The organism is Rothia amarae (genome assembly GCF_042677725.1).
GTDB lineage: Bacteria > Actinomycetota > Actinomycetes > Actinomycetales > Micrococcaceae > Rothia > Rothia amarae.
On the sequence record NZ_JBHUCN010000015.1, the window covers coordinates 48,706 to 69,932 of the forward strand.

At 52.1% G+C, this 21,227-nt stretch carries 21 protein-coding genes; 11 read left to right on the forward strand and 10 right to left on the reverse strand.

All coding sequences use genetic code 11. The features are described from left to right. Window positions 1–23: 23 nt before the first annotated feature. Together ACFR81_RS09935 and ACFR81_RS09940 are read right to left on the reverse strand one after the other, a co-directional pair. Complete coding sequence (locus ACFR81_RS09935) at window positions 24–1,430, reverse strand: Y-family DNA polymerase (RefSeq protein ID WP_343876357.1); 1,407 nt, start codon at window positions 1,428–1,430, stop codon at window positions 24–26. Then, on the reverse strand, window positions 1,420–1,851 hold the full coding sequence (locus tag ACFR81_RS09940) for a LexA family protein (protein ID WP_190617818.1): 432 nt from the start codon (window positions 1,849–1,851) through the stop codon (window positions 1,420–1,422). Before ACFR81_RS09940 ends, ACFR81_RS09935 begins: the two co-directional genes overlap by 11 nt. A 149-nt stretch (window positions 1,852–2,000) precedes the next feature. Between ACFR81_RS09940 and ACFR81_RS09945 the strand changes: the two genes are divergently transcribed. From ACFR81_RS09945 to ACFR81_RS09960, 4 genes are all read left to right on the forward strand, one after another. After that, window positions 2,001–3,155 carry a histidinol-phosphate transaminase gene (locus ACFR81_RS09945; protein WP_343876358.1) on the forward strand — a complete coding sequence of 385 codons (1,155 nt, stop codon included), beginning with the start codon at window positions 2,001–2,003 and terminating at the stop codon, window positions 3,153–3,155. 191 nt (window positions 3,156–3,346) lie between these two features. Further along, window positions 3,347–4,537, forward strand: coding sequence for a thiamine pyrophosphate-dependent enzyme (locus tag ACFR81_RS09950; RefSeq protein WP_343876359.1), 1,191 nt, complete (start codon window positions 3,347–3,349; stop codon window positions 4,535–4,537). Window positions 4,538–4,540: 3 nt separating this feature from the next. Beyond that, window positions 4,541–5,521, forward strand: a complete 981-nt coding sequence (locus ACFR81_RS09955) for an alpha-ketoacid dehydrogenase subunit beta (RefSeq protein ID WP_068169314.1) — start codon at window positions 4,541–4,543, stop codon at window positions 5,519–5,521. Between the two features lie 27 nt (window positions 5,522–5,548). After that, the gene (locus ACFR81_RS09960; RefSeq protein ID WP_343876360.1) at window positions 5,549–7,096 is read left to right on the forward strand and encodes a dihydrolipoamide acetyltransferase family protein; all 1,548 of its coding nucleotides are present in this window, start codon (window positions 5,549–5,551) and stop codon (window positions 7,094–7,096) included. Between the two features lie 410 nt (window positions 7,097–7,506). On the opposite strand, the gene ACFR81_RS09965 is transcribed toward ACFR81_RS09960, so the two are convergent. From ACFR81_RS09965 to ACFR81_RS09990, 6 genes are all read right to left on the reverse strand, one after another. Continuing rightward, on the reverse strand, window positions 7,507–8,526 hold the full coding sequence (locus tag ACFR81_RS09965; protein WP_068169309.1) for a hypothetical protein: 1,020 nt from the start codon (window positions 8,524–8,526) through the stop codon (window positions 7,507–7,509). Continuing rightward, window positions 8,519–9,844 carry a sensor histidine kinase gene (locus ACFR81_RS09970; RefSeq protein ID WP_343876361.1) on the reverse strand — a complete coding sequence of 442 codons (1,326 nt, stop codon included), beginning with the start codon at window positions 9,842–9,844 and terminating at the stop codon, window positions 8,519–8,521. The genes ACFR81_RS09965 and ACFR81_RS09970 overlap by 8 nt, the downstream gene beginning before the upstream one ends. 119 nt (window positions 9,845–9,963) lie before the next feature. Further along, complete coding sequence (locus ACFR81_RS09975) at window positions 9,964–10,677, reverse strand: response regulator transcription factor (protein WP_151145199.1); 714 nt, start codon at window positions 10,675–10,677, stop codon at window positions 9,964–9,966. 249 nt (window positions 10,678–10,926) lie between these two features. Further along, window positions 10,927–11,955, reverse strand: a complete 1,029-nt coding sequence (locus tag ACFR81_RS09980) for a hypothetical protein (protein ID WP_343876362.1) — start codon at window positions 11,953–11,955, stop codon at window positions 10,927–10,929. Window positions 11,956–11,988: 33 nt separating this feature from the next. After that, entirely contained in the window at window positions 11,989–12,597 is a 609-nt protein-coding gene (locus tag ACFR81_RS09985; RefSeq protein ID WP_318275020.1) for a sugar O-acetyltransferase, read from the reverse strand. Between the two features lies 1 nt (window position 12,598). Further along, a complete protein-coding gene (locus tag ACFR81_RS09990; protein WP_158004390.1) occupies window positions 12,599–12,745 on the reverse strand; it encodes a hypothetical protein in 147 nt (48 codons plus the stop codon). 89 nt (window positions 12,746–12,834) lie between these two features. Here ACFR81_RS09990 and ACFR81_RS09995 point away from each other — a divergent pair, with 89 nt between their 5' ends. The 4 genes from ACFR81_RS09995 (at window position 12,835) to ACFR81_RS10010 (ending at window position 17,590) form a co-directional block, all read left to right on the forward strand. After that, window positions 12,835–14,556, forward strand: coding sequence for a long-chain-fatty-acid--CoA ligase (locus ACFR81_RS09995; RefSeq protein ID WP_343876363.1), 1,722 nt, complete (start codon window positions 12,835–12,837; stop codon window positions 14,554–14,556). Between the two features lie 290 nt (window positions 14,557–14,846). Continuing rightward, entirely contained in the window at window positions 14,847–15,710 is an 864-nt protein-coding gene (locus tag ACFR81_RS10000) for a MetQ/NlpA family ABC transporter substrate-binding protein (protein ID WP_145173847.1), read from the forward strand. Between the two features lie 120 nt (window positions 15,711–15,830). Next, entirely contained in the window at window positions 15,831–16,889 is a 1,059-nt protein-coding gene (locus ACFR81_RS10005) for a methionine ABC transporter ATP-binding protein (protein ID WP_343876364.1), read from the forward strand. Then, window positions 16,886–17,590 (forward strand): methionine ABC transporter permease, encoded by a 705-nt coding sequence (locus ACFR81_RS10010; protein ID WP_343876365.1) that lies wholly within the window; start codon window positions 16,886–16,888, stop codon window positions 17,588–17,590. Before ACFR81_RS10005 ends, ACFR81_RS10010 begins: the two co-directional genes overlap by 4 nt. A 308-nt stretch (window positions 17,591–17,898) precedes the next feature. On the opposite strand, the gene ACFR81_RS10015 is transcribed toward ACFR81_RS10010, so the two are convergent. Together ACFR81_RS10015 and ACFR81_RS10020 are read right to left on the reverse strand one after the other, a co-directional pair. Further along, window positions 17,899–18,603 (reverse strand): hypothetical protein, encoded by a 705-nt coding sequence (locus ACFR81_RS10015; RefSeq protein ID WP_145173840.1) that lies wholly within the window; start codon window positions 18,601–18,603, stop codon window positions 17,899–17,901. A gap of 2 nt (window positions 18,604–18,605) precedes the next feature. Continuing rightward, window positions 18,606–19,325 carry an HAD family hydrolase gene (locus tag ACFR81_RS10020; protein ID WP_343876366.1) on the reverse strand — a complete coding sequence of 240 codons (720 nt, stop codon included), beginning with the start codon at window positions 19,323–19,325 and terminating at the stop codon, window positions 18,606–18,608. A 113-nt stretch (window positions 19,326–19,438) separates the two neighbouring features. Here ACFR81_RS10020 and ACFR81_RS10025 point away from each other — a divergent pair, with 113 nt between their 5' ends. From ACFR81_RS10025 to ACFR81_RS10035, 3 genes are read left to right on the forward strand one after another with little or no spacing between them, the layout of a single operon-like run. Further along, window positions 19,439–20,083 (forward strand): histidine phosphatase family protein, encoded by a 645-nt coding sequence (locus tag ACFR81_RS10025; protein WP_343876367.1) that lies wholly within the window; start codon window positions 19,439–19,441, stop codon window positions 20,081–20,083. A gap of 39 nt (window positions 20,084–20,122) precedes the next feature. Further along, window positions 20,123–20,719: a histidine phosphatase family protein gene (locus ACFR81_RS10030; protein WP_233125955.1), complete on the forward strand. Its 597-nt coding sequence runs from the start codon at window positions 20,123–20,125 to the stop codon at window positions 20,717–20,719. Then, a complete protein-coding gene (locus tag ACFR81_RS10035) occupies window positions 20,719–21,219 on the forward strand; it encodes a VanZ family protein (protein WP_145173834.1) in 501 nt (166 codons plus the stop codon). Before ACFR81_RS10030 ends, ACFR81_RS10035 begins: the two co-directional genes overlap by 1 nt. Window positions 21,220–21,227 lie beyond the last annotated feature (8 nt).

The following is a 21,227-nucleotide window of genomic DNA, read 5'->3' on the forward strand; positions in this document are numbered from 1 at the left end:
TCGATGCGTTGATGAAATCCCCGCTAGCGTACGGAAGCTCTCACTAGTTCATCCCAGTGTGTCGTTCCTCGGCGCGAGAGAAGCTCTCTCTTCATCTCCCACACCGGTTTACGAGTGAAGCCCGCTCTGCCTAAGCCGAGTGATCCCTCCCCGCATTTTTCTTCCACCTGAGAAATCAGAGAGGCAACGTTTCTTCTTTCATGACTGTACTGAAACATCTCAAATGCAATAGAGGAATCCTCCGGAGCGAGATCCGTCAGCATAATCCCCGCCCTTGCATAACGGGGACCATCAAAATCGGTACGATCTAATAGAGTAAGCGCTGCTTTAGTCAGCACTGCGGGGTCAGCGGTTCGTGCCTGTAACGTGACCGCGGAGGTAGGGAAAACCATGTTCTTCCCGTAAAAACTTGTAGCGCAAAAAGCAGTCAAAAGTTTCGCCTGCTGTCCATCGCGAACTAATCTCTTAGAAGCCCTTTGCGCATAAACACTCATTACCTGAGCCATATCTTCTCGATCAACAATGGGGTAAGAGAACGATCTTGAATAAATCAACTGATCTTTAAATTTCCGCACTGGTTCTAAGGGGATGCAGGACGTCCCCCGCAACTCTAATACCGTGCGCATGAGCACTATAGAGAACCGTTTACGAATAGTAGAAAGATCGGCGGTCGCTAAATCTCCGATAGAAATAATTCCCATGCTGGCTAATTTCTTGCGAGTCCTTGAGGCAACTCCCCATAGCTGATCCACCGGTAAATGGTGGAAAAGATGGGCACGGCGTCCAGAGGGCAGTAGATTCCACACACATACCCCGCCCAGGCGGGGAACATTCTTAGCGGTCTTATTGCTGAGTTTGGCCAAAGTTTTAGTAGCAGCAACCCCTACACACACCGGCACGCCGATGCGTCTTGCAATATCGTCCTTGATGCACCGGGCAATATGCGCGGCTTGGCGAGTAGATAGACGAACCGTCAGAAACGCCTCGTCAATGCTATATTGCTCAAACCCCTGGGCATACTCGCGCAAAACCTCCATTACCCGGTTACTAATGTCGCCGTATAACTCATAATTCGACGACCGGGCAATAACCCCTCGCGCTTCAGCTCCTTCTTTTACCTTGAACCAGGGTTCCCCCAGCCGGTAACCCATTGCTTTTGCCTCTGCTGAGAGCGCCACCATGCAACCGTCGTTATTAGAGAGCACTACTACAGGCTTGCCGTTCAATGAAGGGTCGAGAATGCGCTCGCAGGAGGCATAGCAAGAGTTGATGTCGACGTGGAAGTAGAGTAGCTGAGGCTTATGTTCGGGGAGAACCAAGGATGGAGGACTGCTGGGTTGGCAGGATATCGAACTCTGGTTCTGGGCGTGAAGGATGGCGGGCGGAGGGTGGTTTTGAAAATCCTTAGCAGAGAGGGCTTTAGCCCACATGGTGAAGGCACCTCGTTACTACTCCAAAAATCATAAAATCTGCGTATTCAGAGATGGGGATAGCGGGGTAGGCGGGATTTTCGGGAAGTAGCCAGCCTTGACCGTCGGGGCTGCGGCGGAATCTTTTGACGGTGAATTCCCCGTCTAATGCTGCGACGACGATGGCGCCCTCATGAGGTTCAAGGGATCGATCTACGATAATTTCGTCCCCATCTGAGATTCCTGCATCCACCATGGAATCTCCGTAAACGCGCAGAATGAAAGTTGCTGCTCGATCATGAATGAGAACCTCGTTTAAATCCAAGGTGGTTGCTGAATAGTCCTGGGCGGGGGAGGGGAACCCTGCGGGCACGCGGACGTCGGCGGTGGGGTAAGTTGCGGGCGCTGGGGAAGTGAGGCGCGCGAGAATCACTGCTTTCATGCCTTAAGAATAGAACATAAATTCTAAAATATGTATCAGTATTAGAATATAGCTTCTAAAAATTAAGAGAAATGCCATACTGAAAGCAACAAGCGAGAACTCATATAAGGGTAGAGACTGTGTGAGCTAGAACAACTATGATGAGAACCATGACTGATGTAAATGCATATCTTGAAACGGAAAGTAAGCTGAATCCTTCTCCCCGCCCGGTTTTTGACCGGCTGCCTAAATACGCAGCGGGCAAGCCTCCTGTAGCGGTAGAGGGGCTGGAGCAGTTCAAACTTTCTTCGAATGAGAACCCCTGGGGACCTGTACCAGAAGTTGCTGACATTCTTTCCCAGTTTGATACTGTGCATCGCTACCCGGATCCCCTCTCCACTCGTTTGCGTGGGGTTCTGGGCGAACAGCTAGGTGTTGATCCAGAGGATATTGTGACTGGTGGTGGGAGCTTGGGCGCGCTCATCCAGATTCTTTCTACTTTCGCTGGCGCCCAGGACGACGGTAAGAAAGACGAGGTTATCTACGCGTGGCGCTCGTTCGAGGCATATCCTATTTGTGTGGGGCTAGCCGGTGCTGAAAGTATCCAGGTTCCCAATAAAGCTGACGGTTCACATGATTTAGAAGCAATGCTGGCGGCTATCACTGAGCACACCCGCGTCATTCTTCTCTGTACTCCTAACAACCCTACTGGTCCGGCGCTTACCGAAACCCAGGTACGGGATTTCCTAGAGAAAGTTCCTTCCCACGTGGTGGTAGTAATTGATGAGGCTTACTTCGAGTTCTGCTCCGCCTCAGAAATTCCAGAGGGTGAAGAACCTCCGGTCAACGGTTTGGACATTTACCCCGACTACACCAACGTCGTAGTGTTGCGTACTTTCTCTAAAGCCCAGGGCTTGGCTGGGTTGCGTGTGGGCTATTCAATTTCTCACCCGGAGATAACCCAGTATCTTCGCGTTGCCGCTACTCCTTTTGCAGTGACTTCTCTGGCGGAAGAGGCTGCTATCGCCTCGGTAAAGCACCACGATGTAGTGATGGATCGGGTGCGGCACTTAGTTTCTGAGAGAGAGCGAGTCAAAAAAGCGCTTGAAGATTTAGGTTGGTGGATTCCTGAGACCCGCGCTAATTTCGTGTGGCTGGCATTGGGCGAGCACTCTCCTGAGTTTGCTCGACGAGCCGAGGAAGTCGCACTGTCTGTGCGAGCTTTTGGTACCGAGGGTGTACGCGTCAGTATTGGTGAAGACGAAGCGAATACCCGCTTCATTTCACTGTGCCAGAACTTCGAACATGGACCGAAGAAACCGTAACTCTATATGGGCTAAAAGTAAGTTCTGATGAGGCATAAGGGCATCTTATTTGTACTGAGGGCTCCTAATCCCGAGGCAACTAGGGTGCCCTGCCTCTCAGAAAATTATTCTGTGACCATATTTAGGGTTCTTTAGGAGAAAACAGGAATAGGGTTAATGCAGAGCTAATAGAAACACAGTAGGGAGGCCACATGTCAGCAGAGCTGACACCTGAGCAAAGTTCGGGCAAAATCTATCCCGGCGTTTTACCGCTTCTTCGCATCATGGATGAAGAAGGAGCTATTTTAGAGGACGGCACTTTCAGCCCTTATGTTCAAGACGTAGGCGAAGCTGAGCTGAAAGAGGCCTACCGTCAGATGAAGGTTACTCGCCGGTTTGACGACGAAGCTACTGCGTTGCAGCGCCAGGGGCAGATGTCCCTGTGGGCGCCCTCCCGCGGGCAGGAAGCTGCCCAAGTTGGCTCAGCAATGGGTCTGTTACCCCAGGACTATGTGGTTCCCAGCTATCGGGAACATGCTTTGGCTTTCGCTCGCGGTGTGGAATTCACCGACTTAGTGAAGTTTTTCCGCGGATCCGAGACCAGCCCTTGGGATATCAAGAAACATAATTTTCACCCGTATACCGTGGTGCTAGCGGCACAGGTTCCCCACGCAGTGGGATACGCTATGGCGCTCAACTTCGACCGGGAGCTAGAGGAAACAACCGGTGAAAAGCAGATGGGCCAAGGTCAGTTCTCCGCTTCGGAGGAGAATGCTCAGCCTGCTGCGGTAGCGGTTTACTTTGGTGATGGTTCTTCGACTGAAGGCGAAATCCACGAGTCGATGGTTTTTGCCGCTTCTTATAACGCGCCCGTCCTCTTTTTTGTTCAGAATAACCAGTGGGCTATTTCGGTGCCCTTTAAAACTCAGTCGCGGGTGCCTCTTTCTACTCGCGCTGCTGGCTACGGTATCGAAGGATTACGTGTAGACGGTAACGACGTTTTGGCGGTTGCCGCCGCTACCCGCTACGCCATGAAGAAGATTCGCGCGGGAGAAGGTCCTGTACTCATTGAGGCGGAAACTTACCGCTTAGGCGCTCACACTACCGCCGACGATCCCACGAAGTACCGTACGGGTGAAGAAGAAAATGAGTATGCCCAGCGTGACCCACTGATTCGGCTGGAAAAATATTTGCGTCATAACAAGCTGGCAGACGATAGCTTTTTCGAAGGTGTCGATCAGGAAGCTCAACAGGTTGCCTCCGAAGTGCGCCAGGTAGCTTTAGTTGCAGAGCCAGCCGAGTATGAGACTAATTTCGACTTCGCCTACGCAAAACCCCACACCCAAACTGAAAATGACCGCCGTTTTTACCGCGAATACAACGCGGGATTTGAGGAGGAGTAAGAGATGACCACAGAGAACCTTGCTCTTTCAAAAGCAATTACCCGTGCCCTTCATGATGAGATGACCGAGAATCCGAAGGTATTAGCGCTGGGGGAGGACATCGGTAAGCTCGGCGGAGTCTTTCGCGTGACCGATGGTCTTCAAAAAGAATTTGGTCCCCGCCGCGTGATGGATACGCCGCTGGGTGAGGCTGGGATTATCGGTACCTCGGTGGGTATGGCTCTTCGCGGTTACCGCCCTGTGCCAGAAATCCAGTTTGATGGTTTTGTCTTCCCCGCTTTTAACCAAATCACCACTCAGCTTGCTCGTTTGCGAGGGCGCACTAACGGACAGTACGAAATCCCCGTAACGATTCGCCTGCCCTATGGCGGTTCGGTGGGAGCTATTGAGCACCATTCGGAGTCACCTGAAGCGTACTTTGCGCATACTCCCGGTTTGCGGGTGGTCACGCCGTCGTCGGCTCATGATGCTTATTGGATGCTTCGTGCATCGATTCAACACCCCGATCCTGTAATTTTCATGGAACCTAAGCGCCGCTACTGGCTTAAGGGTGAAGTAGATTTTAACGATACAGATTTTAATCCTTTCTGCGCTGCTACATTGCGCGAAGGTAGCGATCTCACCTTGGTCTCCTACGGACCGATGGTCCCTACCGCTCTTGCTGTGGCTGAGGCGGCGCGGGAGGACGGGCACGACGTCGAGGTGATTGACCTGCGTTCTATCTCGCCGCTGGATATCGAGACAATCTGTGCATCTGTAGCTAAAACGGGCAGGTTAGTCGTAGCTCAGGAGGCATATAACTTTGTGAGTGTTGCTTCTGAAATCTCTGCGGCGGTAACTGAGCGTTGTTTCTACTCGCTGGAAGCTCCGGTGCTGCGCGTGGGCGCATTCCATACTCCTTATCCAGTACCTCGGAGTGAAGAAGAATATGTGCCTGGGATTGACCGTATTCTGGAAGCTATCGACCGCTCATTCGCTTACTAATAGCTAAGAACCATACGAAGGAACGCTATGTCTCAAATTTTTAGGCTCCCCGACGTGGGCGAAGGTCTCACCGAAGCGGAAATCCTCAGCTGGAAGGTGGCGGTGGGAGACATCGTCGCGATTAATGATGTTTTGGCGGAGGTTGAAACTGCCAAATCAGTAGTAGAGCTGTCCTCTCCTTTTGAAGGTGTAGTGCAGACTCTCCACGCTGAAGAGGGGGAAACGGTAGAGGTTGAGTCGGCGTTGGTAACTATTGCCGATAGCGCTCAATCTGAGGCGGACGCCGATGCTCCTGCCGACGACGCTGAAGAAGCAAACACCGCAACCGGAGGCGCAGAAACTAGCCCCCATAACCTCGCCGCTGATACTCCGGGAGAGACGAAAAATCTCGTGGGTTCCGGTCCTAAAGCGGATCCAGTGAAACGTCGTGCCCGTAAGCGCCCTGTGGTACCTGCACCGCTGGCGGCATCTTCCGCCCCCTCGTCCGATTCCCAATCGCCTCAGCAGACCTCGCCTCATCTGGATGCAGTTCAACAGGAACGTAAGCTGTTGCGCGGCTCGTTAGGTGAGTCAATTGGTGGATTGACCGAACGGGCATCTGCTCTGATTGAGGGCGGCCTGCGTCGTTTCCCCAATACTGCTGAAAAAGATCTTGTGGCGAATGAGCCGGTAGGCTCTATACCGCGTCGTCATACGTTGGCTAAACCGCCAGTTCGTAAAGCAGCACAGGAAATGGGTGTGGACCTTGCAGAGGTTACTCCTACCGGTGATGACGGGCAGGTGACTAAGCGCGATCTTCTCAACTTTGTAGCTCACCTGCGCGAAGAAGACCACGAAGACACTCTGCCAGAGTCATTCTGGATTCCTCAGGGTGCCGGGGGAGACCGTATTGAGCGCATCAAGGTACGCGGTGTCCGTAAAGCTACGGCGAAGGCGATGGTGGAGTCGGCGTTCAATGCCCCCCACGTTTCAATTTTCGTGGACGTCGATGCCTCCCGCACCATGGAATTTGTGCGTAGCCTCAAGAAGTCCCGCCACTTTGAGGGTATTAAAGTGACCCCGCTTTTGATTCTGGCAAAAGCCGTTATTTGGGCGGCTGCACGAAATCCTCAGGTGAATGCCACCTGGACTGACCAAGAAATTTTGCTCAAACACTTCATGAATCTCGGTATTGCCGCGGCAACCCCGCGCGGTCTTATGGTTCCTAATATTAAGGATGCCCAGGATCTTTCGCTGCGAGAGCTAGCTATTGCGCTCAATGAACTCACCACGCGAGCACGCGAAGGTAAGACTCAGCCTGCAGAGATGAGCAATGGAACGCTAACCATCACGAATATTGGTGCGCTAGGTATTGATACGGGAACTCCGATTATTAATCCTGGCGAAGTAGCTATCGTAGCTTTCGGTACTATCAAGCAGAAACCGTGGGTAGTGGATGGCGAGGTTATTCCCCGCTGGGTTACTACCTTGGGAGGATCTTTCGACCACCGTGTGGTGGACGGCGATCTTTCCGCTCGTTTTATGGCAGACGTAGCGGCAATTATGGAAGAGCCAGCCTTGCTTCTCGATGAGTAAATATCAGCTCTAGATACTGCTAGGCGTCCCTCCTCAGATGAGAAGGGACGCCTAGCAGGTATCTAAATACCTTAAACGTAGGAGACCTCAGCTAAAAGCTGAGGTCTCGAGTACGTTAAGGCGCATACCTTGCAGTCCGGTTCGCTAGACTATCTCCCCCAAGAAGCCCAGGAACCGTTTGGATAAAATCCAAAAAGCAAGGAATCAGCTAGATACCTTAGGTTGAGAAGTGTTCTAGATCCGTCCCCCAACATCACTAGAACGTACGAGTCCCCCGACTCGCATTTCTCAACTACTTATAAGTCTGTCAAAAACAATAGGTTTTGTATGTCCCTATACTCGGTTACAAAGATTCTTATTATGCCTACAAAGTTCAAATACGATGAGCCAGGCTTCTTCGTGGGTGTTTCTTAGAACCTCTCAATTTCGCCGGAATGCTGGGCAATTTCAACAGCAGAGGGCTCATCGTCCTCCGAATTACCGTCGTGTACCAACATAACTGCGGTGGGATCATCGGGAGGGAAGGCACGGATAGTGATGGTGCCTCCATAAGCATCATCGAGCAAATCAACTGCGCACGGGGTCAGAACCTCCACGATGTGGGGCGGCAGGGGCTCACCGCGTTCGTCCAAAATATCTACCTTGGCGCCCCGGCATCGTGCCGCCATCGCCGCCTCAAGAATTTGTTTGTTCACAATGTGGCGACCGCGAATAGTATCTCGCAACTGAGCCTCGGTAAAACGAAATTCGTTAATCTCATCAGAGGTAACAGGTTCCCTGTTGTACGCAATCCGGTGCAGCATGTCCTCAGTAAGAGAGCGTACTTCCTGAACGCGATGCGCAGCTACGGAACTTACACCCTCTTCGTGTTCTCTGCCAAATTCTGCATGCTGGAGCAAAATGCGTGACTGCCTGGCCTTGTGAGAAGCCTGCTGAATCTGGTGTTTGAAGACATGCATGCCTCCCAGAATGGCGGTTGGAACCAAAAATTCTGCAGCGATAGAAAGAGACGAAATAAAAACGTCAAGATGCCACTTCAACACGAGCAACATGGATAGGGCAAAGAGAACCCATGGAGAAACCGCATGGTCACGCAAGATGAGGGTGCTACACATCGAGAGCGAGTAGAGCAGCGGAAATAAAATACTGAGCTGGGTCAAGTTATGCGGCAGAAGAAGGAGCATCATCTGAAGCGTGACCATAGCAATCAAGAGGATTAGCGGCGTAATAAAAAATGGAAGCCGTTTGGTGTTCGTGGGAAACAGTACGAGCGTGAATGAGAGGATAATGCACGCCAAAAGAGGAACCCATGCCAATGGGGACATGAGTGCAAACTGCGAATACCAGATATAGAAACTGAACAGACCCAGGGCAAAAAATACGCCGACTCCTGTACGGAACAAGCGGTGGGAATAATACTGATTAAGCATTATCCTGCTCTCCTGGCCACTGTACGGTAACCTCAGTTCCTCGATAAGGCGCTGACTTGATGGTCACCTGACCGCCTGCCTCTTCCATCGATCGAATCATAGATACTCGCACACCCATGCGCCGCATATCCAGGTTTTTCATGTTGAACCCCTGACCGTGGTCTGTGACGGTGCAGTAGATGTATGAGACTTCATCTGCCGTTCGAGCGGTACCTGAGGGGCGACGTCGTTCGGTGCGTACGCTAATTTGGGTGGTGCGGGTGCCTGAATGCCGGGCAGAGTTCGAGACGGCCTCTGTGACGGCATGGGTAAACGCACGAGCTACCTCCGGGGGAATAGGGGAGGAAGGATTGGCTTTTGGGAAAAGTTCGACGTCGTCGGAGACGAAACGTAACCGAGAGTTCCAGGGGTACACGCCGGTGGCAATTTGCTCGGTTAACTCTTGGAAGGTCACCGGCCGCATGGGCTGTACCTTGTTAGTTTCTTCTTCTAGCACTCCAATAGCACGACGGGCGAGGGCTCGGGTCCGATTGGCAATGGGGCCTTCGCTACGGCTAGCATCCAAGAGCGCGGCCATGACGTTATCGTGAACCAGTTTGTCGAACTCTTGAAGGTCCTGAGACTGGTCTCTGGTTCGGGTGAGCTGTAGCTGGGCTGCGAGTGTTTCTGCATAAAACACATCAGAGCGTTCAGCGTAGATTCGAGCTACCCCAAAAACAGTTCCGAGCATGGTTGCAAGCGTGGCGAGATAGAAAACTTGAGTTCCCACCTCTGCCCATTCCACAGGCAATCCGAGAGCTAACTTGCCGCCAATAAGAGCAAACGATAAGGCGAAAGAATATCCCAGCACATTAAGGAAGATGGCTTTAAAACCGCCCATGCATAGCGGAACTATCATTCCGTAGAGCCCAATGAGCCAGCACCAAGGGTGAGCGCTGTAAGCATTGTCAGTGAGAGCAAAGGGCCAAAAGACGTATGCCCCGTATGTAATGTAAGCGGCAGGAGCAACTGATCCAGCAGAATATTCCCGTCTTAACCCCACATAAATTAGCCATGCAGCGTGGAAGAGAAAGGCTGCCACAAAAATGGTGTGCCACCACGCGAAGTTGAGGGGGTTAGTAGTGAGCGGGATAAACGCCTGGAAAAGTATCGCTACGGCAAGGAGCGAGAAAAACACTTCCATGGCGTAGATGAGACCGAAGCTAGAAGGACCAGCTAAATGTCTCTGTCCGCTAGCAAGGGGGAGGGGAAACCGCCAAGGGGTAGTTCTCAGAGACTGAGCAAGGTCTTTAGTTGCACCGGTGCGAACCTGTTCCAATAGTGGACCTCGTGAAGATTGCGGGGCGAATCAGGGGGAGAAGAGATTAACCAACATTAATCTCCAGAAGAAAAGGTGAGTTAGCTCTGAAGAGGAAGCCAACTCACCGTGTGCTGGGATTAGAAGTAACGTTCGGCGCTCTTGACGTCTTCCATCGTATCTACCAGACCGTCTTCGATGGCGCGGATACGCAAGTCAATTTTGGTGGGAGCAGGGCGGCCAACGCGAGCATACTTTTCGCGGATGCGGTCGATGTTGGTCTTTACTGCTGACTGCTTGATGCCCATGCGGCGAGCTACCTGTACCTGCGCAAAACCGGAAGCGTAGAGGCGGAGGGTTTCTTGCTCACGAGGAGAAAGATTAGCGCGGGAGAACTCATGGTCGCCATCAATTGCAGCAGCGAGCTCTTTAGTTACTACAGCTTTGCCTTCGGCAATGTTTTTAGCCTCACCTAGCGCATGCTCGAGAGGCTCAGACTTACGAACCAAGCCCAACGCACCTGACTTCAGCGCTTCACGAATCAACGCGGGGTTCTCACCGATAGAGAAAATTAGAACTTTGATGCCAGCCTGACGCAACAAATCAACGTTTTCTGAAGGGCGTGAACGGTCTTGAAGCGATAGATCAAGCAACACGACGTCGCATTCACGCTTGATTTTCCCCAGATCCGCGGAGCCGGGATCACGAGGATTGCGACCTAGCGCGACGAGCAAATCATTGACGGTAGGGGAAGCTCCAACTAGCTCTACTTCTTCAGATTTTTCTGCAACCGCACGCATGCCTTCCCGTACGACTTCGTGATCGTCAACAATTGCTACGCGTGTAACGTTCATTTTTCCCCCAAATAAGTGCACAGGCTCTGTGCGGTGTTGCTATCCATGTGTGTTGTCTATGCCAGCTATTTTATAGCGGTAAGCATGGCGCAGGTTTGTCTGTGGGAAACAATACCGCAAAATAATACCTGTAGTGCAAAAGATGATACTTTCGGATGAAACGGAATTTCTCTAGGTGAGAAAAATTGGAGAGGTAGCTCGGCACAGCTTTAAAACGACGGCTGTGGTTGCGTATTTTTCCGGGATTATTTACCTCTGTTGCTGGGACTGACGAACAATTCTGCGGTGGTAGCGCGGTCCAAAGAAAGACCCCAGAAGTGCACCTATCAGAATCAGACCAATCACCACCAAGATGCCCAAGATGTTCTGTCCGGCAGCACCGTCTAGCTGAGTTTGAAGTGCCAACTGGGGCTCGCCCGTCCCCATCAGTGAACCTGCAAAGAAAGTCATGATGGTTGCCAACAGCACCATCCCCAGATGCCACAGCCAGACGCCGAAACCCTGCTTTGCCGGGGCAAAGCGAGCCATGCGGGCGGCGGCGTAGCCTCCACAACCGGCACTGAGAACAATCAAAATTGAGGCAATGATAAACCAGGTCCACGGAGCGCTACCTGAACCGGGTAAAAGACCGATTGCCTGAGCAAAAGCTTGGGGGAAACTCGAAAAGTTCTCTAGCCCGAAGATTTGATTGATGAGTCTGTGGAAGAAAACGCTGAAGGTGAGTAGCGAATAGGTGGCAAGCCAGCCTAAAAATGCTGGGAAGAAATGAATACGTGAATTGCGGGCTTTAGCGGCGTCCTCAGAGATACCTCTCAAGGGCATTTCGTCTTCGTAAGCCCCAGCACTTCGAGTGCGGGCGGGCGCATATGCCGGCTCAGCAGCTACCGGGCGCACTCGCGTGTCTTCGGTGGCGGGATAAGAAGCGGTTTCTGGCGAATAATCTGCAGGGGAGAGTGGCTCAGTACGATCTGCATCGCTCCACGTGGCTGCGTTAGAGGGCGAAGTTCGACGCTTGCGCGTTGCCGAGATGTCTTCTGTAGAAGGGTTCTCGATGTCGTTGCTGTTGAGAACCTCGGTTCGGTCATCAAAATCGTTGCCAAAGTCTTGCGGCTCTGAGCGATAGGAACCGGCCGAGTAGTCATCGGCGTGAGATTCCTGAGGTGAGAGAACACGGGTGGGGTTCTCGTCAGAAAAAACTGAATCCCATTCTTCCGCAGACTGGTCTCGGGCGGCACGCTTTTTGTCGCGTTGAAAACGATAGTTAAAAGGTTCAGACATGAGTTTACTTTCCTAAGCCCCATAGAGAGGGAGTTATAGACCGAGCTCGGCAGGGTTAAATTGACCGCTGGCGGGGCGCTCATTGGGGTCAATCGTTTTAATAACTTTCGCAGGATTGCCCACGGCGACCGAATTCGCAGGAATGTCGCGGGTAACCACAGCCCCGGCACCGATTACTGAGTTTTCTCCAATGGTGACGCCGGGAAGGACGGTCACTCCTCCTCCGAACCAGACGTTATCCTCCACGGTGATGGGAAGCCCACCTTCCCAGAGGTTCTTGCGGTCTACGGGATTCAGCGGATGCGTGGGGGTGAGAAACTGGCAATTAGGGCCAGCCAAAACCCCTTTGCCGAAAGTTATGGGTGCGACGTCCAAAATTACGGTGTTGTAGTTGAAGAAGCAGCCATCGCCAATGAAAGTGTTGATGCCGTAATCAACCTGAATAGTGGGGCGAAATTCAACATCTTTGCCAATGGAACCAAAGAGCTGTTCGAGAATTTCGCGACGCTCGGAGGAACCGCTGTAGTAAACCTCGGTGTAGCGGTGAGCTAACCGAGCGGCGTTCTCGTAGAGAGCCACGCACTCGGCGTCAGGCTTATATGCCTTACCGGCTATCATCAAATCAAACTGTCGTTCCGCCACGTTATCCTCCCCAGATTTTCAGCGCCACGATAATCAAAAGGCCCACCGCAATGAGGACGAGACCAGCAATGATGAGTCTTTTAATGATTTCGTGCATGACCTCGCGTATTTCTTGTTCGGTATACGGAGGCTGTTTCTTCTTAGCCATCTCCCTAGTATCGCAGGAAAAAGGGGGAAAATGGGGGCAACAAAGCAGCTTATGAACAAACCCCTATGCTTCATGGCAGAATCTTATGTATGCATGAAGCCGAAAAGACCCAGCACAGTGATTCATTTCCTTTGGCACACCGCCCTTGGACGAAGAACTATAACGAGAAGACAGCTCACAACGTAGATCTCGCCGAAACTTCTATGGTCTACTTACTGGAAAAAGCGGTTCGAGAGGTTCCGCAAAAAGTTGCTCTCCAGTTTTTTGGAGCAACGACGACGTACTTCCAGCTGGGGGAAGAAGTTCGTAGGGTCGCCGAGGGCTTGCGCCAGGCAGGCGTCAACGCGGGCGACCGTGTAGCTATTATTTTGCCCAACTGCCCGCAACATGTGGTGGCGTTTTATGCTGTGTTGCGTTTGGGCGGCGTAGTAGTTGAGCATAATCCGCTCTATACCTCCACCGAACTGCGCCATATGTTCGAAGATCACCGCGCCAAGGTGGCGATTGTGTGGGACAAGGTCGCCGATAACATTACGGCTTTGCCTTCTGATGTTCGCCCACAAACCATTTTTGCGGTGAACATGATTGAGGCGATGCCGATGCATATGCGAGCGGCGCTGAAGCTTCCCTTGAAGTCTGCACGTCAATCTCGCGAAAAACTAGAGGGGTCCGCACCCGGCACAAAGCAGTGGAAGTCTCTTCTAAAATTTGCTCCGTTGGACGCGAACCATCACCGTCCAACTGCTTCCGATCTCGCCCTGCTGCTCTATACCTCGGGCACCACTGGCTCACCTAAGGGTGTGATGCTGACGCATCGAAACCTGGAGGCAAATGCCCGCATGGGCGAAGAGTGGATTCAGCCGGGGGATGATGAGGTTATTTACTCTGTGCTTCCGCTTTTCCACGCTTACGGTATGACTCTGGGGCTGAGCATCTCGATGGTTTGTCAGGCCCGTCTTGTCATCTTCCCCACGGTGGATGTTGATTTGATGCTCAAGGCAATGAAAAAGGTAATGCCAACTATTTTGCCTGCCGTGCCTCCTGTGTACCGCCGTCTTCTTGATGAGGCGGAAAGCCGCAACATTTCGCTGAAGGGAATCCGCTATGCGGTCTCTGGCGCAATGAATCTTCCCCCTGAATTGGTGAGCGAATGGGAAGAGTCCGTCGGTGGTTTCTTAGTAGAGGGCTACGGCCTCACTGAATGCGCGCCCCTGGTGGCGTGTAATCCGCTGAACGGAACACGACGTGCGGGTTCTATCGGCGTCCCGTTCCCCTCCACCGATTTGCGAATTGTGAATCCCGATACCTTAGAGGACGTTCCCTTTGGGGAAGAAGGCGAACTGTGGGTACGGGGCCCCCAGCGTTTCAAGGGATATTGGAAGCGTGAAGAAGAGACCCGTAGCTCGATCACTCCCGAAGGATGGTTACGCACCGGGGATATCGTGAAGGTTGATGAAGATTTCTTTATTTATGTGGTTGACCGCATTAAAGAAGTAATTATTACCGGGGGGTTCAACGTGTCTCCCTCTGAGGTAGAAGCGGCTTTGCGCCAACATGATTCGGTCAAGGACGCCGCCGTGGTGGGTCTTCCTCGCAAGGGCGGGGGAGAAACCGTGGTGGCAGCAGTTATTCCCACTGAGGGGTATGCCATCGACCAGGAAGAGTTACGTGAGCACTGCTATGGTCGTCTCACTCGCTATAAGGTTCCCCGCAAGGTCTTTGAAGTCGAGGATTTGCCGCGCTCTATGCTGGGAAAGACCCTGCGACGCGAAGTGCGCAAGCAACTGGAGGAGAAATACGGTGAGCAGTAAATATTTGCTCTGACCAGGTTGTTTATCGTTTATGACGTAAAAATGAAGCCCCGAAAACCGCGTGTTTTCGAGGCTTCATTTATATTACGATTTGTTACGATGTGAAGAAGTGTGCTGTCAAAAAAAGTAGAAAAAGCCTCAGACATCGCACCACATCCTAAGACGTGTTTGAATTAGAGAAGTTCTTTTAGATACCTTGAAGAACCGCCACTTCGACAGCATTTCAGTGCATCGTGCCGTTCGCTTCAGACGTGGTCGCTTCACACATTCCAACAGAAAGATTCATAGCCGTGAAGAAATTTGTTGCCACTTTGGCTCTCGTACCCCTAGCTTTCGGTCTTGCAGCATGCGGCTCCAGCGATTCGGCATCAGGCGACTCTGAGACCGTAAAAATCGGCATCGTTGGCCGCGATCCCGTCAATGACAAGCTCAAAGAAGTTGCTGAGAAAGACGGCATCGATATTGAGTATCAAGAATTCACTGACTACTCCCAGCCCAACCCCGCGCTGAAGTCCGGTGATATCGATATGAACTGGTTCCAGCACATCGCCTATCTCTCGGATTACAACGTGAACGCAGACGATAATCTCAACATTGTTGGTCCCACCGTTATCTACCCCATGGCCCTGTTCTCCAAGAAGCACGATTCCTTGGACCAGATTCCTCAGGGTGGCGAAATTGCAATCCCTAACGACACCGTAAACGAAGCCCGCGCCTTGCAGCTCCTTGAAGCTAACAAGTTGGTTACCTTCAAATCTGATACCGATCGTCCCACCATTGACGACGTCGACACCGACAAATCCAAGGTGAAGGTTACCGCTGTTGACGCAACTCAGACCGTGGTTTCCATGGAATCCGTAGATGGCTCGGTTATCAACAACGACTTCCTTAAGGACGCCGGACTGAACCCCAAGGACGCCTTGGCTCAGGATGATCCCTCCAACGATTACGCGAAGCCTTACGTCAACCTCTTCGTTTCTCAGGATGAAGACAAAGACAACGAAACCTACAAAAAGGTTGTAGAGCTCTTCCACAGCTCTGAGGTTCAGGAAGTTGTTCAGGAGGAAACCGCCGGTACTGCTGTTGAGGTAAAGACCGACGTTTCTGAGCTCCGCTCAACTCTTGCAGATGCAGAAGAATCACTGCGCAAGTAATAAATTTTGATGGCAAAGAGCGGTAACTACTGCGGCATTGTTCTCACAGCGCCCTGGATGGTTATCGCTCTTATGCCGTTTATCTAGCAAAATCCACCACACCAACGCGAAAGAGTGTTTATGAGCGTAGCTTCAACACCGGCTCCCCAAGCCAGCGAAGACATGGTTGTCATTGAGAACGTAAGCAAAGTTTTCAAGAGCGGTAAAGAGAACCTCACCGCCGTTGACAACGTGTCGCTGACCGTCCGCCGGGGCGAAATCTTTGCCATCATCGGTTATTCCGGTGCGGGAAAATCGACCTTGGTTCGCCTCATTAACGGTCTAGAGAGCGTCTCAGAAGGCACTCTGACTGTGGCAGGGCACCGTATTTCCGGGCAGAAAGAATCGGCGCTACGGGAAGCTCGCCAGAATATCGGCATGATCTTCCAGCAGTTCAATCTGATGAATTCTCGTACCATCGCGGGCAACATTGAATTTCCCTTGAAAGTTGCGGGCTGGGATAAGGCTAAACGTCGTGCTCGTGTTCAGGAGATGCTCGAATTCGTCGGTCTTGGAGATCGAGCGAAGTATTACCCTGACCAGCTCTCGGGCGGTCAGAAGCAGCGTGTGGGCATTGCCCGTGCGTTGGCGACGTCGCCCTCTTTGTTGTTGGCAGATGAGTCCACCTCAGCTCTTGACCCTGAAACTACCCAGGAAGTTTTGGGGCTTTTGAAGAAGGTCAATGACGAACTGGGCATTACCGTGGTTGTTATTACCCACGAGATGGATGTGGTTTCCTCTATTGCTGACCGTGTGGCAGTGATGGAAAAGGGCAAAGTCGTGGAGATGGGCAACGTTTATGACGTTTTCTCGAATCCACAGACCGACGTTGCGCACCGTTTCGTATCCACCACCGTCAAGCAGGCTCCTAACGCTTTTGAAGCGGCTGAGTTGAAACGCCGCCACCGTGGTTACCTGGTCAATATTGAAATCACCGAAGGTAATACGGGAATCGGCAAGGTACTTTCTTACCTGGGCAACCGTGGGGTGCATTTCAATATCGTGCAGGGTGGCTTGGAAACTCTTCAGGGCAAGAGCTACGGCAATCTGACCCTTGAATTGCTGGGCGATATCACCAGTTTGGACGCCGTAGTGGCTGAACTTGCCACCGTAACCACCGTGAAGGAGGTTCGCTCATGAGCTTAAATGTTGCATCGGGCAAACTAGTTGCTGCGAACACCGTGGATTGGAACGAATTTATCCCCGATAAACTTGTTCCCGCCATTTTCGACACCGTTTACATGGTTTCTGTAACCATGGTGATTGCCGGCTTATTGGGCTTGGTAATTGGTGCGCTTTTGTACACCACGCGGCAAGGCAACATTTTGCAGAACCGCCCGGTAAATATTTTCTTGAATCTATTGGTGAACTTTGTTCGCCCCATTCCTTTCATCATTTTGTTGGCGGCTTTGGGACCGGTGACGTCGATGGTCGTTGGTACTCGCTTGGGTGTTAACGCGGCGATTTTTGCGATGTGTTTTGCTGCAACTTTCGCTATTGCTCGTATTGTTGAGCAGAATATGGTCTCTATTGACCCGGGCGTGATTGAAGCGGCTCGCGCGATGGGGGCTTCTAAGTCACGGATTTTGTTTACCGTGATGATTCCCGAGGCTCTTGGTCCGCTGATTTTGGGTTACACCTTCTTGATTATTGGTGTGGTCGATATGTCGGCTATGGCTGGCTATGTTGGCGGCGGCGGTCTGGGTAAGGTCGCGTTGGTTGATGGCTATCAGCGTTTCAACGATTTGATTACTTGGGCAGTTGTTCTTGTGATTATTGTGATGGTTCAGCTGATTCAGCTCATTGGTAACGTTCTGGCTCGCAAGGTTCTGAGGCGATGAGCTTGCCGGTTCCGAGCGTGCGAGGAATTAAGAGGCAAGCGAATTGGTTGCTACGAGCGTAGCGAGTGCCGTGCCGGTTCCGAGCGTGCGAATGAAGCAAAATTTTCCGAGCGTGCGAGGAGTATAAAATTTTGCGGAATCAGCTGAGGTGACGAGGCTGGTAAGAGGCAAGCGAATTGGTTGCTACGAGCGTAGCGAGTGCCGTGCCGGTTCCGAGCGTGTAGATGAGAAACCGCGCCGTCCTGTTTATTCAGAGCGGCGCGGTTTTTTGTATTGATTGAGGCTTATTAAGTCTCGCTAATTACTATTTAGCGGTCTTTGCCGGTTATCCAGGAGGAGTCGTAGAAGTCGTCGTCGCGGCGTTTATTGCGGTCGATATCGCGTTGGAGTTGTTGCTGTGCGTAGTCGGTGGGGCGAACGAGGGAGTCGTCGTTATCTTCGGGGGTGTAGATAGCGAGTGAGAGCAGTCCGTAGAGAAGCGCGGCGGTTAGCAAGCACAGCATGGTGATTTCGTTGAGCATCAGGACGTGTGTGCGCAACACAATCGGGTCTTTACCTGCATCCAGTTCAGGGATGATGGTGAAGCTGGCGATTGCGCAGAGAATTCCCGCAATGACGAGTGAATGGGGAAGCCAGAACCACTTGGCTTTCTTGTTTTTACGTAAGGGGCCTTGTCCATGAACTCGGAGGGAAGGGAAAAGACGGCGACGTACCGCAATCAATAATCCCAGCCCGGCGAGAACGACAACCCCACACGTCAAAGCAAGCAACTCGTTTCCTGCAATCATGCAAATGAGAGCGAGGAGTACGCCGAAGAGGAGAAGTGTGAAGCTCAGACCGGTTGCCATACGAGTGCGTGCCCGAACGGCGTCCTGCTCAGGGAGGCGGTATCCGGGCTCGCCTGCTTGGGGTTCTGGTTCCTGCCAGAATTGCCGGTAGTGTTCGAGCTCTTCTTCGCTCATGTCTTCGAAGCGAAGTCCGAATTGGGGCGAACCGTTCTGTCCTTCTGACATAGTTACTCCTGGTGTGCTTTGAGCTGGTCTATCCAGGTGTCAATAGTGGCGAGGAACTGGGGGTCAGTAAATGAATCGAAGTATCCGCGACCCTCGGGTGCGTTCTCCTGGTCGTGGGTAAAGATGAAAGTAACTGCACCTGAGTCCCGTGCGGCTTGGGAGCCAGCGGCTGAATCTTCTACGGTAAAGGTTCGTGCGGGGTCCCCGCCCAGCCGGCGGATTGCCTCGGTGTACATATCGGGGGCAGGTTTGGGGCTCTCGACGTCATTGGCGCCTACCCAAGTGGTGAGGAACTCACGGTGGCCAAATTTCGTGAGCTTACGGGTGAGTAACTCTGATGATGAGTTGGATGCCACGGCAACGGGCATCACTGCAGAAAGTTTCTTGATGAGATCGAGGGCTCCGGGGATGGTGGTTACTCCACGCTCGATAATGTTGGCTTCACTCTCGTGGACGTCATGTTCAACCTTGGCGCGAAATTGTTGCTTTTCGTCGTCGGAGGCAGCGGAGAGATCGGTCAGTTCAACGATGGCATCTACTAGGTCGGATGCCGCTGACCCCACCAGGCGTTGGCGAATTTCAGCGGTAGGGTTCACGTTATATTTTGCGAATATTTCTTCTTGGATGTCACCCCACACTGTCTCAGAATCGAGAAGGACGCCGTCACAATCGAAGACGGCACAGGTGGGGAACCACTGGGTATCAACTGAAGAAGAAAACATGGTTCTATTCTTTCACGATTGCATAGTTGCTGCCGGGGAATGAGGGCGTTATCTCAGCCTGCTTCGGGATAATCTCCTGGGAAGAGAAGGGAGTGGTTTGCGATAATAGGGGAATGACTTCTACCGAGAATGCTTCTTTGACCACTGATCAGACTGCCCGAGTAGTGCTTATTCGGCACGGACAAACGGACTGGAATTTTGAGCATAGGTTCCAGGGTCAGGTTGATATTCCTCTGAACGAAACCGGTCGGGAACAAGCTGGGGAAGCTGCTGAAAACTTGCTGGCATTTGCCGCAGCAGAGCAAGAGAATCAACCTGATTTTCGATGGGATGCAGTGCTTACATCCCCTTTATCGCGTGCCTTTCAGACGGGTGAGATTATTGCTCATGCGCTAGGGCTAGAGGTGTCTAAAACCTACGATGGCATGCAGGAACGTTCGTTCGGTGAAGCTGAGGGTGTGGTGGTTACCCCCGAAATATGGGGTGATTTAGAAGCTCGTTTTAACGGTATCGAGCCGTTGGAAGATCTGCGGGAACGAGGCATTGCAGCATTGAACGTTGCTCTATCTGAACACCGGGGAAAGAACGTAATTATCGTGGCTCACGGTCTGTGGATAGCCCAGGTGATGGAGGAACTTACGGGTGAAGACATGGTTCTTCCCGTTAACGGCGCTATCACCGAGTTGCCTCTAGAACTTTTGGAACACCGTTCTACAGACTTCTCTTCAACAGAGTCTCCCTCATCGCAAGCTATTTAATATTCCCTCCCCGAACCACTGATTGATAAAGGAGAACCAATGACTACCGAACACTTGGACCTTTCAGGATCCCTTACTCTTATCCGCCACGGTCAGACCGCTTGGAATAAGCAACATTTGATGCAGGGGTCTTCGGATATCCCTCTCAATGAGGTCGGACGTGCGCAGGCGGTGGAAATTGGCCAGCGTCTGCGAGAGCTCAACCTGGGATTTGAGGTGCTGGTGGCGTCTCCTCTTTCCCGTGCGTTGGAGACAGCACAGATTGTGGGAAAGGAACTGGGGCTAGAAGTCTCTGAAACTTTTGAGGGGCTCATTGAGCGGCACTATGGGGAAGCCGAGGGACTGGACATTTCTGTAGAGGCGCGGGCCGAACCCGATGCTTTTTATGAGGGCGTGGAATCCGAGCGTTCGGTCTACGTGCGCGGGGTGAAGACTTTGCAGGATGTCGTCCGCCAGTATCCCGGTCAGCGCATCATTGCGGTATCCCACGGTTCGCTGATTCGTCGGGTGCTCAGTGCTGCTCACGGTAAAGAATGGGCCACTCCGGTGCCCAATGCTCAGCCTTTAGAAATTCCTTTGGAGGGTCTATTTGCCTGGAGTGAAGAGAATGAACCCTTGCTGACTGGAAAGAAGTAATGTTTACTCCTGTTCATCTCACTTCTAATCCTTTGCGGGCTCGTGGCGGTTATGAAAAGTGGCGCCTGGCGGGGTACATGCTCCTGGGCGTATATATTGTGGCGGTCGGTTTAGTCGTCTTTTGGCCAGTACACGTGGACGATAATCCCAGCGGTGAGTTGGTGAAAACCTTTTTGAGAACGGGGCACAATCAAGGCTGGCTACCTCTTTGGTTCTCGTATAAAACCGTCGAGTGGCTCTCTAATGTGCTGATGTTTACTCCCGGTGGTTTTCTTTTGACCCTACTTCTGAGAAATCGCACGCGACGATGGGTGCCTCTATTGGCGCTGGCTACTACCGCCTGCATCGAGTTCACTCAATTATGGATGCCCGGGCGCACCAGTTCGCTGTGGGATATTGTGGCAAATACCTTAGGCGGAACCTTGGGATGGGCTGCTGCTCTTGCGATTCTGTGGGGAATCTACCGCTCTAAAAAGCTGAAAGATTCTGCTTCGTTATAAATTACTGC